The following is a 13,664-nucleotide window of genomic DNA, read 5'->3' as shown; positions in this document are numbered from 1 at the left end:
CACACCGGGCAACCCGCGCGACGGGCAGGGAGGTCGGGCCCGCGTCCGACGCGGGGGCGGCGGCACCCGGTCCCGGCCGGAGGCCACTTCGTCCACGAAGGTCCGGACCCCGGCGGACAGGACCTCGCAGCACAGGTCGCCCCTGTCATCGTTGTCCGGGACGGAGCGCGGGTCCGGCGGCCTCCTCCGGGGGTTCGGCCTCCGGACCCCCGAGGGGCTTTCGGTCAGTCCTGTGTCCCCGGCCGCGCCGCAGGCGTGTGGCGGCTGAGGGGGACCACCATCGGGGTGCCGCTGACCGGGTCCTCCGCGATCCGGCACCGCAGGCCGAAGACCTCCTCCACCAGCGGTTCGGTGATCACGTCCGCCGGGCGGCCCTCGGCGACGAGACGGCCGGACTTGAGGGCGATGAGGTGATCCGCGTACCGGCATGCCTGGTTGAGGTCGTGCAGAACCATCACGACCGTCCGGTTCCGGGTCCGGTTGAGATCGGTCACCAGGTCGAGGACGTCGACCTGGTGGGCCAGGTCGAGATAGGTCGTCGGCTCGTCGAGGAGCAGCACCGGGGTCTCCTGGGCGACGGCCATCGCGATCCACGCGCGCTGCCGCTGGCCGCCGGAGAGTTCGTCGACGGGGCGGTCGGCCAGTTCGGTCATCCCGGTGGCGTGCAGCGCCTCGTGTACGGCGCGTTCGTCCGCCGGGGACCACTGGCGCCACCAGGTCTGGTGGGGCGAGCGGCCGCGGCCGACGAGGTCGACGACGGTCAGGCCCTCGGGGGCGACCGGCGTCTGCGGGAGGATGCCGAGGCTGCGGGCGAGTTCCCGGGTGGGGATGGAGTGGACGGAGCGCCCGTCGAGGGTGACCGTGCCGGTCCGGGGGGTCAGCAGCCGGGCGAGCGCCCGCAGCAGGGTGGACTTTCCGCAGGCGTTGGCTCCGACGACGGCGGTGATCCGGCCGGCCGGGAAGGAGACGTCGAGGCCGTCGACGACGACCCGGTCCTCGTACGCCAGCCGCAGACCACCGGCGTGCAGGCCGCCGGCCGGGGCCGCCGCGGAGGCCGGGGCGGGTCCGGCAGTGGGGTCCGGGACGGGTGCGCTGTCCGGGGCAGCCGGTGCGGTGACGGACTTCTCTGACATGGGTTCAGCCTCCTGAGCCCGCGCGGTTGGCGCGGACGAGCAGCCACAGCAGGACCGGCGCGCCGAGCACCCCGGTGACGACACCCACGGGCAGTTCGGTGCCGTCGATCAGCCTGCGGGCGATGAGATCGGATACGAGGACCATCAGGGCCCCGGCGAGACCCGAGGCGATCAGCGGCGGCCAGGCCGCACGGGCGAGGCGCTGCGCGATCTGCGGGGCGGCGAGGGCGACGAAGGCGACCGGACCGGCGGCGGCGGCGCCGAACGCGGCCAGGCCGACCCCGGTGAGCAGCGCGGCGATCCGGACCCACTGGACCCGGATGCCGAGACCGCGCGCCACGTCGTCGCCGAGCTGGAGGTCCCGCAGCTGACGGCCGAGCAGCAGGGCCGCGGGCACCAGCACGGTCAGCGCCCACATCAGCGGGGTGATCTGCGGCCAGTCGCGGCCGTTGAGGTTGCCGACCAGCCAGCCCAGCGCCGCCTGCGCCTCCTGCTGTGCGCCGCGGGCCATCAGGAAGTCGGTGACGCTGGTGCAGATCCACGCGATACCGATGCCGACGAGGATGATCCGGTAGCCGGTCGCACCCCGCCGCCAGGCCAGCAGGTAGACCAGCGCGGCCGTGACGAGCCCGCCGAGCAGCCCGAGCAGCTGGGTGCCGAGGCCGCTTCCGACGCCGAGGACGAGTCCCGCGACGACCGCCGTGCCCGCGCCCTGGGTGATGCCGATCATGTCGGGGCTGGCGAGCGGATTGCGGGTGAGGGTCTGGAAGAGGGCTCCGGCCAGGCCGAAGGCGCAGCCGACGAGGAGCCCGGCCAGGGCCCTGGGGAGCCGTAGTTCGGTGACGACGAGCCGGTTGCCGGGATCTCCGTGGCCGAACAGGGCGCGGACCACGTCGGCGACGGCGATCGGGATGTCCCCGACGGTCATGCCCCAGCAGAACACGGCGAAGACGGCGGCCGCGAGGCCCGCGGACACGGCCGTGAGCCGGGGCCGCAGGATGCCGGAGACGGGCGGCACCGCGAGCCGGAACGGCAGCCGGTCGCCGCGGCGGCGGGTGCCGGGTGCGGCGGCCGGCGGTTCACCGCGGCGGGTGAGGAGATCGGTCATGGGTTCACAGCTCCGCGAGTCGTCGGCGGCGGACCATCACGATGAACAGGGGTCCGCCGACGAAGGCGACGAGGATGCCCGCCTGGATTTCGGCGGGCCGGGCCAGCAGCCGTCCCGCCACGTCCGCGGCGAGCAGCAGGACCGGTGCGAGCAGTGCCGAAAGGGGCAGCAGCCAGCGCTGGTCGGGGCCGATCCCGGCGTACTGGAGCAGGACCCGTACGACATGGGGGACGACGAGCCCGACGAAGATGATCGGACCGACGACGGCCACGGCCGCCCCGACCAGCAGGGTCACGGCGGCCACGCCGAGGGTGCGGATCCGGCCGGTGCGCAGTCCGAGGGAGGTCGCGACGTCGTCACCGAGGGCGAGGCCGTTCAGCGACGGGGCGAGGGCGAAGGCGATCAGCGCGCCGACCGCGAGGAACGGCAGGATCCGCAGCAGATCGTCACCGGACTGGTTGGCCAGGGTTCCGGCGGACCAGAACCGGAAGCGGTCGAGCGCCTCCGGGGAGGTCAGCGCGATCGCGCTGGTCAGCGAAGCCAGCAAGGAGGTGACGGCGACCCCGGACAGGGCGAGTTTGACCGGGGTGGAGCCGGACCGGCCGAGCCCGCCCATCAGGTACACCAGCAGACTGGCCGCGAGCGCCCCGGCGAAGGCGAACCAGATGTACCCGTACGCCGAGCCCAGGCCGAGGACCCCGACGGCGACGACGATCGCGAACGCGGCTCCCGCGCTGACCCCGAGCAGTCCGGGGTCGGCGAGGGGGTTGCGGGTCAGGGCCTGCATCAGCGCCCCGGCCAGCCCGAGGGCCGCCCCGGCGGCGACACCGAGTGCGGTGCGCGGGATCCGGACGGACCAAACGGCGTTCTCCACCCGGGCGCCGGGCGGATCGCCCAGCAGGGTGCGCCAGACCTCGGCCGGGGGTATGTCCAGAGCGCCGTACAGCAGGGACACCGCGATCAGGGCGAGCAGCAGGGCGGTCGCGCCCGCCACCAGCAGCAGGCCACGGGCCCGCCGGGCGGGGCCGGCCGGGCCGGCCGCCGCCGTGGGGTCCGTGGTCTTCTCCGGGGTCGCCGGATGCACCGGTTGTCTCCTTCTCCCGGGTCGCCGGGTGCTCTGTGTTCCGGGACGGTTCGTCAGGACGCGGGCTGCTGCACCGGGGTCTCCGGCTTGCCGTCGAGGGCGGCGGTCAGCTGGGGCGCGAGGCGCTCGACCACGTACGGCAGGCTGAGCACGGTGCCGAAGGACATGGCGTAGCCGTAGTCGCTCGACTCCTGGACATAGATCTCGCGGCCCTCCCGGACGAGCTTCAGATCGCCGTACGAGGGGTCCTTGCGGAGCTTGGCGGAGTCCTTGGCGACGTCCTTGACCATCCACACCATGGCGTCCTGGTCGAGGAGGTCCGTGCGCTCCTTGCTGATGTTGGCGCCGAACTGGTCACCGATCACCTTGTCGAGGCCGGTGGGGAGCTGGAGGCCGAGGCCGGTCAGCAGCCGGGAGCGGGTGTCCTGGCTGCCCCAGATGAAGATGCCTTCGAACGGGGTCCCGATGACCGCGGTCCTGCCCTTGAACTCGGGCTTCACCAGCGAGGCGATCTTCTTCTCGGTCGCGGCGACGGCCTCGGCCGCCTCGGCGGGGCGGCCGACGGCAGTACCGACGATCTTGGTCTGCTCCTGCCACGGCACGCCCCAGTCGTTGTACTGCTTCGGCTGGGCCACGACGGGCGCGAACTTCGACAGCGACGTGTACTGGTCCTTGGTCAGCCCGCCGTAGACCGCGAGGATCAGATCGGGCTTCAGGGCGGCGATCTTCTCGACCTGGGGTCCGGTGCCGGTGTTCTCAAGGGTGACGGGGAGCTTGCCGCCGCCCAGTTCGTCCTTGGCCCACGGGCCGATGGTGCCCTTGTGCGCGCCCAGCCAGTCCATCGAGGCGACGGGGACCTTGCCGACGGCGAGGAGGGAGTCCTGGTCGGTGAAGCCGATGGTGACGATGCGCTTCGGCTCGGACTTGACGGTGGTGCTGCCGTACTTGTGGTCGAGGGTGACGGGGAAGGTTCCGGAACCGCCGCCCTCGGCGCCGGTGTTCTTCTCCGCGGCACCGGCGGAGCTGTTGGAGCCGCCGGAGTCGGCGCCGCAGGCGGTGGCGGCGGTCAGGAGCAGCAGGGCGGAGGAGACCGCGGCGGTGATCCGGGCGGTCCTCGGGGAACGGGCCATGAGGGTTTCCTTCTGGTTCAGCGGGTACTGCGAGTGATGCGGGTGGTACGGGTTCGGGGCCGGCGCGGCCGGTGGCCGGGCGGTCCGGCGGTACGGGCGGGGGTCCGGCGTCACCGGTCCGGTCCGCGGGTACGGGACCAGGCGTCCCACAGGGCCGCGTACGGGCCCCGGGCGGCGCGGAGCGCGTCGTGGGTACCGGATTCGACGATCCGTCCGGCGTCCATGACGACGATCCGGTCGGCGCTCGCCGCCTGGGTCAGCCGGTGGGCCACGATCAGTGCCGTACGCCCCTCGACCGCTCGGAGCACCGCCTTCTCCAGACCGCGCGCACCGGCGCTGCCGGCTTCGGCGGTGGCCTCGTCGAGAACGACCACCGGCGGGTCGGCCAGGATCAGCCGGGCGAGGGCCAGGGCCTGGACCCGGGCCCCGTCGATCCGGTGGCCGCCGTCACCGACGACGGTCGCGAGGCCGTCGGGCAGGGATTCGGCCCAGGTGAGGGCGGACACCCGGTCGAGGGCGTCCCTCAGTTCGCCGTCGGTGGCGTCCGGGCGGGCGAGCCGGAGGTCGTCGGCGAGGGGCCCGGCGAAGACATGGGTCTCCTGGGAGACGAGGGCGACGGTCCGGCGGAGTTCGGCGGACGGCAGCGCGGACAGCGGCGTACCGCCGACGGTGACGCTTCCGGAACCGGGCCGGTGGATACCGGCGATCAGTTTGGCGAGGGTGGTCTTCCCGGCGCCGCTGGCCCCGACGAGGGCCACGCGCTCACCGGGCCGGATCGTCAGATCGACGCCGTGGAGGACGGGATGCCCGTTCTCGTAGGCGTGGCCGAGCCCGGTGACCGTGACGGATGCGTCCCGCGGGCCGGGGACCGGCGCCGCGGACCGCTCCGGGCCTTCGTCCGCCGGCGGCCGGTCGGCGACTCCGACGATCCGGGCCAGGCCCGACAGTGCGGACTGGGCGTCGTCGAGGAGGATCAGCGCCGCGTTGATCGGCGTGAAGAGGCTGTGGAAGTAGAGCGCGGCGGCGGTCGCCGTGCCGATGGACGCCGATCCGTCCCGTACCAGCACATATCCGGTGACGAGTACGGCCGCGAGCCCGGCGAACTCCGCGAAGTGGAGCCTGCCGTAGAAGCCGAGGACCAGCTCGACGCCCCGCATCGTCACCCCGACCAGCGACCGGGAACGCTCGGTGACCCGGGCGGTGTGCTCGCGCTCCAGCCGGAAGGCCCGGACGGTGGCCGCGCCCCGCACGGTGTCCAGGAGCTGCTGTTGCTGGGTGCCGCCCGCGATGCGCTGCCGGGCGTAGAGCGGGGCGGCACGGCGGAGGTACCAGCGGGCGGTCAGCACCTGGAAGGGCACCGCGACCAGGGCGGCGAGCAGGAACCGCCAGTCGAGGATCGCCAGGGCGCCGAGGGTCAGGACGATGGCGAGGACGGAACGGACGAACTCGGGCAGGGCCCGGCGTACGGCCTCCGCGACGACGGAGACGTCCCCGGTGACCCGGGACGTCAGATCGCCGGAACCGGCCCGCTCGACCCGCTCCAGCGGAAGCCCCAGCGCACGTTCGATGAAACGTTCCCGCAGTTGGGCCAGGGCGGTCTCGCCCAGCCGGGCCACCAGTCCCAGCCCGGCGGCCGTGGCCAGGCCCTGGACCAGGGCGACGGCGACGAGCAGCAGGACCACCGGGGTCAGCGCGCCGACGGCCAGATTCCCGGCGGCGATGTCGACAATGCGGCCGATGAGCGGCTGGGTGGCCAGCCCGACGGCGGTGGCTGCGGTCAGTACGGCGAGTCCGGCCGCGGCGAGCCCGCGGTGGGGGCGGACGAGTTCCCGGACGGCGGTACGGGTACGGGCGGGCGAAGCAACGGGCAGCAGGTCCCGGGCCGCGTCCTCGTCGGTGACGCAGCCGGTACCGGGGTCGGAGCCCGTGCCGGTGCCGGGTGTCGTACCGGGGTCCGGGGGCAGGTTTCCGTCGTCGGCGGAGGGGTTCACGAGAGCACCGCTTCCCGGTAGGCGGGGCTGGTCAGGACCAGTTCGGTGTGGGGGGCCGTGGCCGTGACCCGGCCCCGCTCCACCAGGACGACGGCGTCGGCGGCCGCGAGCAGCGCCGGGCTGGTGGTCACGATCACGGTCGTACGGCCCCGGCGCAGCGCCCGGACACCGGTGGCGATCCGGGTCTCGGTGACCGAGTCGACCGCGTTCACCGGGTCGTGCAGGACGAGCACGGGCGGGTCGGCCGCGAGCGCGCGGGCCAGGGCGACGCGCTGGCGCTGGCCGCCGGAGAGGGAACGGCCGCCCTCGGAGATCTCGGTCTCCGCTCCGCGGGGCAGCGTCCGGACGACTTCGTCGGCGGCGGACGCCGCCAGCGCGGGACCGGTGTCGGCACCGGCACGGGGTACGGCGGCGGCGACATTGGCGGCGAGGGTGCCCGCGAAGAGGTCGGCCTCGTGCGGGGCGACGAGTACGGCGGCGCGCAGGGCGTCGGGGTCCAGGCCGGGGAACGGCACCCCGTCGAGTTCGGCGGAGCCGTGTTCAGGGTCCCGCCGGCGGGCGAGGGCATCGAGCAGCGCCTCGGCGTCGGCCGGGTCGGTGGCCACGATGCCGGTGAAGGCACCGGGCGGCAGCTCCAGTTCGAAACCGTCGAGGCTGCCGTACGACAGTCCGCGCAGCCGGACTCCGCCGCGGACGGGTTCGGCGGGCGCCGATCCGCCGGGGGTGACGGCGCCGGGGGCGTCCAGCACGGACGCGATGCGGGCTGCGGAGGCGCGGGCCTGGGCGAGTTCGGCGTTGACGTAGGAGAAGAGGGAGAGCGGTCCGATGAGGAAGAGCGCGAGGCCTGCGGCGGAGACGAGTTCGCCGAGAGTGATGTCGCCGCGGGCGGCGAGCCGGCCCCCGACCAGGGCGACCAGGGCGATGAACACTCCGGTCAGGGCGAGGACCATCCCGTTCTGGGCAGCCTGGGCCCGAGCCGCGGACAGGGTCGCGGTGAGGGAGGCGCGGCTGGTGTGCCGGTAGCGGTCGACGGCGGCGGGTTCGGCGCCGATGCCCTTGAGCACGCGGAGCCCGGCGACCAGATCGGCGGCCACCCCGGAGGCGTGGGCGGCCCGCTCCTGCTCGGCGGCGCTGCGCGCCTCCAGCGGTTTGCTCAGCAGATGGCCCGCCGCCAGCAGCAGCGGGGTGCCGACGAGGACGACGAGACCGAGGAGCAGGGAGATCTTCAGCAGGACGACCGCGCTGACGACCAGTCCGGTGACCGCCCAGAATCCGAGGACCAGGGCCATGAGTGCGACGCCCACGCGTTTGGCGTCCTCGGTGGCGATATTCGTCAGCTCGCCGGGGAGCTTGCCGGTGTCGGCGCCGCCTTCGGGTGCGAGGATCCGGGCGGTGAGTTCGGTACGGAGGGTGTGTGCGGCGTTCTCGGCGGCGCGCTCCCCGGCGCGGGCGCCGTAGCGGAAGCCGAAGGAGAGTGCGGTGTAGACGGCGGCGAGGGCGGCGAGGCCGATGAGGAGTCCGGTGCCGTTTCCGTCGGCGACGCCGCGGTCGATCACGACGCCGATCAGGACGGGGACGAGCGCCTCACCGGCCTGGTGAGCGGCGCCGACTGCCCCGGCGATGCCGAGGTCGCGCTTCTGACCTGCGACGGCGCGCGCCAGTACGGAGCGCCGCGACAGCCTGGTGTCCCCCACCGCACTCCTCCGCCCGAACCCTTGTCGTCACGCCCGTGACCACACCCGGGCAGATTTAATTAGGTAAGGCTAGCCTACGTCTCCTTGGGTGTGGAGCGGGGGCCGGATGCGCTGTACCGGTACGGCGGTGCTATGCGCGCGAGACCCCCGGGCCGGTGGCACCGGGTGACACGGTCGTCCCCCGACCGCGCCGTGGACCCGGGCGGGGTCCGGCGCCGGGCGCCTGTTCCGGCCGGGCACGGCCTTTGGCGGCCGGTGCACCCGGGCATCGGGGGCATCCGCCGCGGGTGCGGCGATGAGTTCCGGCCGGCCGGGGAGTCATCCGTGCATGGAATCGACCGTACAGAACCCGGCGCCGGACTCTCCGGCCCCCCGGCCCGATCTCCGGCCCGCCGCCGGCGCCGTGGCCCGTCTGCTCGACGGGGTGGCGGACGGCCGGCTCGGGGAGCCGACGCCCTGCCCCGACTACGCGGTCCGGGAGCTGCTCGGGCATCTCGTCGGGCTGGCGACGGCCTTCCGGGACGCCGGGCTCAAGAACCTGGGCGCGACGACGGACACCCCGCCGGACAGCGCCCTGCCGGTGCTGGACCCCGACTGGCGGACGGCGCTGCCGGATCGGCTCGCCGAACTGGGCGAGGTATGGGCCGGTCCGGCGGCCTGGGAGGGCACGACCCGGGCCGGGGGCGTCGCCCTGCCCGCCGCGGTCGCGGGCCGGGTCGCCCTGAACGAGCTGATCGTCCACGGCTGGGATCTCGCCCGGGCCACCGGACAGCCGTACGACCCGCCGGAGGCGGGCCTGCGGATGTCGTACGCGTTCCTGGCGGCGACGGGCGACGACGACCCGATGCGCGGCACGATCTTCGGCCCGGCGGTCGCGGTGGCGGGGGACGCGCCCCTGCTGGAGCACGTCATCGGACTCAGCGGGCGCGATCCGGACTGGAGTCCCGGCACGGCGGCTTGAGGTTCTGTGCGGCCCGGTGGCCCATGGCGCAGGCGGGCGGCAGCGGCGGGCCGCCCCCGCCACTGCGGCATCCGCCCGACCGGGACGGCGTTCAGGTCCGGGACCACCGGACAGCACGGGGTCATCCCGCCGAAGCCGCGTCCCGGCGCGGGACACCCGTCGTCCCCGGGCGCCGGCCCCCGGCCGTCCGTACGCGTCCGGTCCGGCGGCCGCTTCAGCGGCGGCAGGCCACCGTCCGCTGCCGCGCCTCCACCGGTCTCGCCCCGCGCGGTGGGGGCCGGGCGGCAGTCCGCCGGGCGTCGGCAGCACCTCCGGCCCCGCCGGCCGATGGCCCGGCCCGGGTCAGGTGCCGTCCGTACGGCCCGCGAGGAGGGCGCGGGCCCGGATGCGTATCCGCTGGTCCGACCGGACACCGAGCCGGGGCGACGGGCCGGGGACCCGGACCCGCCGGTCCCGTTCGGCCAGCAGCTCCAGCCGGTCCGCCTCCTGTGGGGTCAGGGTGCCGGGGCCGAGGGTCTCCAGCGCGTCCAGACAGCTCACCGGATCCGTATCGCGCTCGGCACAGTCGAGAACCAGGGCCGCCGCCCCGGGCGGCGCGGCGCCGACGGCCGCGAGGGCGAAGACCGCGGCGGGCACCTGCTCCGGGTGGTCGAGCAGCGCGACGAGGCCGGGGGCCAGCGAGCGGGCCGCCGGGCCCAGTCGGGCAACGGCCCGGACGCAGTCCCGGACCGCCTCCGGCCGGTGGACCGGGCCGTCGGCCGCCTCGGCAAGGATCCCGGCCAGAACCGTCAGCGGCTCGGTGGCATCGCCGGTGAGCCGCCAGAGCGTGACCGCCGCCCGGATCCGGTCGGCGTGGCCGGCCGGGGACTGCGGGCCGCCCGCGGCACCGAGAACGCCCCGGACCTGCGGCACCAGCGGGAGCGCAGCCGGGCCGAGTGCGGCCGCCTTCGCCAGCACGGCTTCCCGGGGCAGCTCCGGCACCGGCTCCCCGGTCGCCCCGGGCCCGGCGGGGACGGCGGCGGCCGTCCGGAAACCGATCGGACCGCCGGACGGACGCGCCACGAGTCCGGACCGCCGCCGCTGCGCCGCACGCCGCGCCGGTTCCGCCGCCGCGCCGTCCTCCCCTCCGGCCGCCGGACCTGACCGCAGCCCTTCGGCCAGCGCCCCCACCAGCGGCCCGGTCTCCCCGGTCAGGGTGTACAGCGCGTCGGCCGCCGCGAACCGGTCCCGGACCGGGCCGGCACCGGCCGCCGGGCGCAGCAGGTCCGCCGTCCGGGCCCGGCTCTCCGGCGGGCAGACGGCGGACAGGGCCGCGGCGAAGAGTGCCGGGGACCGCTCGCAGAGCACCGTCAGCTCGGGCAGCGCGGCGGATGCCCGGGGGCCCCAGGATTCCAGCAGTGCGGTGAACCGCTCGGGGGCGCCCGCACCCGGATCCGCCGCCTCCGCAAGGGCGTCGAGTTCGATCCTGAGGGCGTTGAGCAGTTCGGGGTCGTACGGCAGGGAACCGGCGGGCCAGCATCCGGTCCCGCCGGGCCCGGCGAGCGCCGCGGTGCCGGCGCCGGACAGGGGTGAACGGGCCCGCAGGCGGCGGGCGAGAAGCCGGGCCGCCTGGCAGGGGTCGAGCCGGGCGAGCACCTCCAGCGCGCGGTCGGCCGAATCGCCGTCGGCGGCGACGAACGCCGCGAGGGCGGGCGCGGCGGCCTCGGCATGGCCACCGAGCAGCTCCAGCACCGGGAGGAGCGCCTCCTTGCGGCCGAAGGAGGCGTCCGAGAGCAGCGGCACCACGGCGGGTGCCAGCCTGGCCGGGGCGCCGCGCGACACCAGACAGGCGTGCTCCGCGGCCCACAGCGCCTCCGCGCGGGCCTCGGGCGCGGGTAGCAGGAGTGCGGACTCGATCAGGGCGCAGGCCGCTTCGCGGTCGGCGTCGGTGTCCCGGGCCAGCAGGCTGTCGACGATATGGCGCAGCGGCTCGTCCCGGGCCGGGTCGGCGCCACCCCGGACGAGGGGCCCGGCGGGCAGCAGGGAGAGCAGCGCCTCCCGGTGCTCCGCCGTCCACGGGACACCGTTCTCGGCGCAGATCATCAGGGCGACCAGCCGGACTTCGGCGGGCTCGCCGTCCGCCAGTGCCCCGGCCGCGGCCGGGGCCGCCCCGGCGGGGTCGAGGGCGGCGAGGGCGGCGAGCAGCTCGGCCCGTACCCCCGCGTCCTTCTCCTCGGCGCGGCGGGCGCTCAGCACGGACCGGGCGGCGGGGTCCCCGGTGGATCCGGCGGCGCGGACCGCGGCGCGGCGGACCCGCTCGTCCGCCGCGCCGGTGAGCGGGAGGATCAGGGGCAGCTGCCCGGCGACCGCGGCCCGGCACCCGCCCGGCTCCCCGGCCCCCGGCTCTTCGGCGCCCGCGGCCAGGGCGCCCAGCAGGGTGAGCAGTTCGACCGGGCGGATCCCCGCCGCGGCCAGCCGGGCCAGGAACGGGACCGCGGCCGCGCTCGCCGCGAAGACCGTCTCGTGGTGGACGATGGTGCCCCACAGCTCGTCCAGGGCCTCGGACGCCTGATCGGCACCGCCCGCGAGGGCCCGCAGCAGCCCGGGGAGGTCCTCCGCACCGCCGTAGGCGTGCTCGACATCGGCCCAGCGCACGGAGTCCAGATCCACGAAAAGCCGGTCGAGTTCCATAACTCCGAGCATGGCACGAGGGTCTGACACCGGGTCCGGAGCCGGACCCGGCCGCCCGGCACGGGCCGCCGGGCCGGGCAGGGCCACCGGGCCGGGCAGGGCCACCGGGCCGGGCAGGCGCGACCCGAGGCGGACACCCCTGGTCACACCGCCGCAGCCCCCGGACCGGAACCGGAAGGCGAGGCCTTGGGCATCCGGTCGGCCACGGTCCCGGCGAGTTGCGCGAAGGACTCCCGGCCCTCCCCCGGCTCCGTACCGCCGTCGCTTCCGCCCTTCCTCCCCAGGTGGTTGAAGGCGAGGTTCAGCACGATCGCCACGATGCACCCGGTCGAGATCCCGGAGTCGAGGACGACCAGCAGGTCCTCGGGGAAGGCGTGGTAGAAGTCGGGCGCCGCGATCGGTATCAGCCCGATCCCGACGGCCGCGGCCACGATCAGCGCGTTCTCACCCTTCTCCAGGGCGGCGGAGGCGAGCGTCTGGATACCGCTGGACGCGACCGTGCCGAAGAGGGCGATCCCCGCACCGCCGAGCACCGGCAGCGGCACCAGGGCGATGACGGACGCGGCGACGGGGAAGAGCCCCAGCAGGATCAGGATGCCGCCGGCCGCCGCGACGACGAACCTGCTGCGCACCTTGGTCATGGCGACCAGCCCCACGTTCTGGGCGAAGGCGCTGCACATGAAGCCGTTGAAGAGGGGGCTCAGGGCGCTGCCGAGGGTGTCGGCGCGCAGCCCGCCCTCGATGGTCCGCTCGTCCGCGGGCCGGTCCACGATCCGGCCGAGCGCCAGCATGTCGGCGGTGGACTCCGTCATGCAGACGAGCATCACCACGCACAGGGAGACGATGGCGGCGATCTCGAACTGCGGGCCGCCGAAGTGGAAGGGCGTGGGGAAGCCGATGACATCCGCTTCCCTGATGGCGTCCAAGGAGGACATTCCGAGCGGCAGCGCGACGAGGGTGCCCACCACCAGGCCGAGGAGGATCGCGATCTGCTGGAGGAAGCCGCGGAGCAGTCTCCGCAGGGCCAGCACCACGGCGAGGGTGAGCGCCGCCATGCCGATGTTCCGCATCGAACCGTAGTCGTCGGCGCCGGGGTTGCCGCCCTGGGCCCAGCGGAAGGCGACGGGCAGCAGGGAGAGGCCGATCAGGGTGATCACAGTGCCGGTGACCACCGGCGGGAAGAACCGGACGAGTTTGCAGAAGTAAGGGGTGAGGAGGAAGCCCACGATCCCGGCGACGATGATCGCGCCGAAGATCACGGCGATACCGTCCTCGCCGCGGTCCCGGCCGATGGCGACCATGGGTGTGACCCCGGCGAAGGAGACTCCGTTGACGAACGGCAGCCGGGCCCCGATCTTCCAGAAGCCGATGGTCTGGAGGAGTGTCGCGATGCCTGCGGTGAACAGGCTCGCGCCCATCAGGAACGCGGTGTCCTGGGCGTCGAGTCCGACCGCGGGGCCGACGATCATCGGGGGTGCGACCACGCCCGCGTACATCGCGGCCACGTGCTGGAGCCCGCTGGTGAAGAGCTTGACGGGCGGAAGGGTCTCGTCGACGGGGTGCTTGCTCCCCCCGTCCGCTGGGGAGTCCGTTGCTCGGTCGGCGCTTGGCGCGCTGTGAAACCTGGGCTCGGCGGCCACGGCGGTTCCTCCGGTCGGTTGCACGTCGGCGGAGACGTGGAGGTCAGGGAGGCGGAACGGAGTGGTGCGGCACTGGTGCGGCAGTGGTGTTCAGTTCGTCGGGCTTCGCTGAGGTGAAGGAGTTCATGGCTGTGTGTGCGGGGGGGGCCGAGGGGGGTGCCGGTGCCGGGATCCGCAGGGGGACGGTCCGGTCGGACGGGTACGGCGAAGGGCCGCCGGGCGGGTCCCGGCGGAGGCAGGAGCAGGGCAGAGG

At 74.9% G+C, this 13,664-nt stretch carries 9 protein-coding genes; 1 reads left to right on the top strand and 8 read right to left on the bottom strand.

Annotated elements, in window-relative coordinates:
* Nucleotides 1-224: 224 nt before the first annotated feature.
* The 6 genes from ACIQ9E_RS02225 to ACIQ9E_RS02200 form a co-directional block, all read right to left on the bottom strand.
* Nucleotides 225-1,133 (bottom strand): ABC transporter ATP-binding protein, encoded by a 909-nt coding sequence (locus ACIQ9E_RS02225; RefSeq protein WP_403700564.1) that lies wholly within the window; start codon nt 1,131-1,133, stop codon nt 225-227.
* 4 nt (nt 1,134-1,137) lie between these two features.
* Nucleotides 1,138-2,241 carry a FecCD family ABC transporter permease gene (locus ACIQ9E_RS02220; RefSeq protein WP_403700561.1) on the bottom strand — a complete coding sequence of 368 codons (1,104 nt, stop codon included), beginning with the start codon at nt 2,239-2,241 and terminating at the stop codon, nt 1,138-1,140.
* 4 nt (nt 2,242-2,245) lie between these two features.
* Nucleotides 2,246-3,244, bottom strand: a complete 999-nt coding sequence (locus ACIQ9E_RS02215) for a FecCD family ABC transporter permease (RefSeq protein ID WP_403701311.1) — start codon at nt 3,242-3,244, stop codon at nt 2,246-2,248.
* Between the two features lie 134 nt (nt 3,245-3,378).
* On the bottom strand, nt 3,379-4,455 hold the full coding sequence (locus ACIQ9E_RS02210) for an ABC transporter substrate-binding protein (protein ID WP_403700558.1): 1,077 nt from the start codon (nt 4,453-4,455) through the stop codon (nt 3,379-3,381).
* Between the two features lie 110 nt (nt 4,456-4,565).
* Entirely contained in the window at nt 4,566-6,446 is a 1,881-nt protein-coding gene (locus ACIQ9E_RS02205; RefSeq protein ID WP_403700555.1) for an ABC transporter ATP-binding protein, read from the bottom strand.
* A complete protein-coding gene (locus ACIQ9E_RS02200) occupies nt 6,443-8,140 on the bottom strand; it encodes an ABC transporter transmembrane domain-containing protein (protein WP_403700552.1) in 1,698 nt (565 codons plus the stop codon). The genes ACIQ9E_RS02205 and ACIQ9E_RS02200 overlap by 4 nt, the downstream gene beginning before the upstream one ends.
* A 328-nt stretch (nt 8,141-8,468) precedes the next feature.
* Here ACIQ9E_RS02200 and ACIQ9E_RS02195 point away from each other — a divergent pair, with 328 nt between their 5' ends.
* Entirely contained in the window at nt 8,469-9,101 is a 633-nt protein-coding gene (locus ACIQ9E_RS02195; protein WP_403700549.1) for a TIGR03086 family metal-binding protein, read from the top strand.
* Nucleotides 9,102-9,443: 342 nt separating this feature from the next.
* On the opposite strand, the gene ACIQ9E_RS02190 is transcribed toward ACIQ9E_RS02195, so the two are convergent.
* Both ACIQ9E_RS02190 and ACIQ9E_RS02185 read right to left on the bottom strand, forming a co-directional pair.
* Nucleotides 9,444-11,783 (bottom strand): HEAT repeat domain-containing protein, encoded by a 2,340-nt coding sequence (locus tag ACIQ9E_RS02190; RefSeq protein WP_403700546.1) that lies wholly within the window; start codon nt 11,781-11,783, stop codon nt 9,444-9,446.
* Between the two features lie 131 nt (nt 11,784-11,914).
* Nucleotides 11,915-13,411 (bottom strand): nucleobase:cation symporter-2 family protein, encoded by a 1,497-nt coding sequence (locus ACIQ9E_RS02185; RefSeq protein WP_403700543.1) that lies wholly within the window; start codon nt 13,409-13,411, stop codon nt 11,915-11,917.
* Nucleotides 13,412-13,664 lie beyond the last annotated feature (253 nt).

It is taken from the genome of Streptomyces sp. NPDC094448 (assembly GCF_044763775.1).
Taxonomy (GTDB): domain Bacteria; phylum Actinomycetota; class Actinomycetes; order Streptomycetales; family Streptomycetaceae; genus Streptomyces.
Note: the sequence above shows the minus strand (reverse complement) of the source record. Positions and strands in the feature narration are given on the sequence as shown.

Bases quoted from the DNA above. Each gene is read 5' to 3' on its own strand.
- ACIQ9E_RS02225 (WP_403700564.1), bottom strand. From the start codon at position 1,133: ATGTCAGAGAAGTCCGTCACCGCACCGGCTGCCCCGGACAGCGCACCC.
- ACIQ9E_RS02220 (WP_403700561.1), bottom strand. From the start codon at position 2,241: ATGACCGATCTCCTCACCCGCCGCGGTGAACCGCCGGCCGCCGCACCC.
- ACIQ9E_RS02210 (WP_403700558.1), bottom strand. From the start codon at position 4,455: ATGGCCCGTTCCCCGAGGACCGCCCGGATCACCGCCGCGGTCTCCTCC.
- ACIQ9E_RS02195 (WP_403700549.1), top strand. From the start codon at position 8,469: ATGGAATCGACCGTACAGAACCCGGCGCCGGACTCTCCGGCCCCCCGG.
- ACIQ9E_RS02190 (WP_403700546.1), bottom strand. From the start codon at position 11,783: ATGCTCGGAGTTATGGAACTCGACCGGCTTTTCGTGGATCTGGACTCC.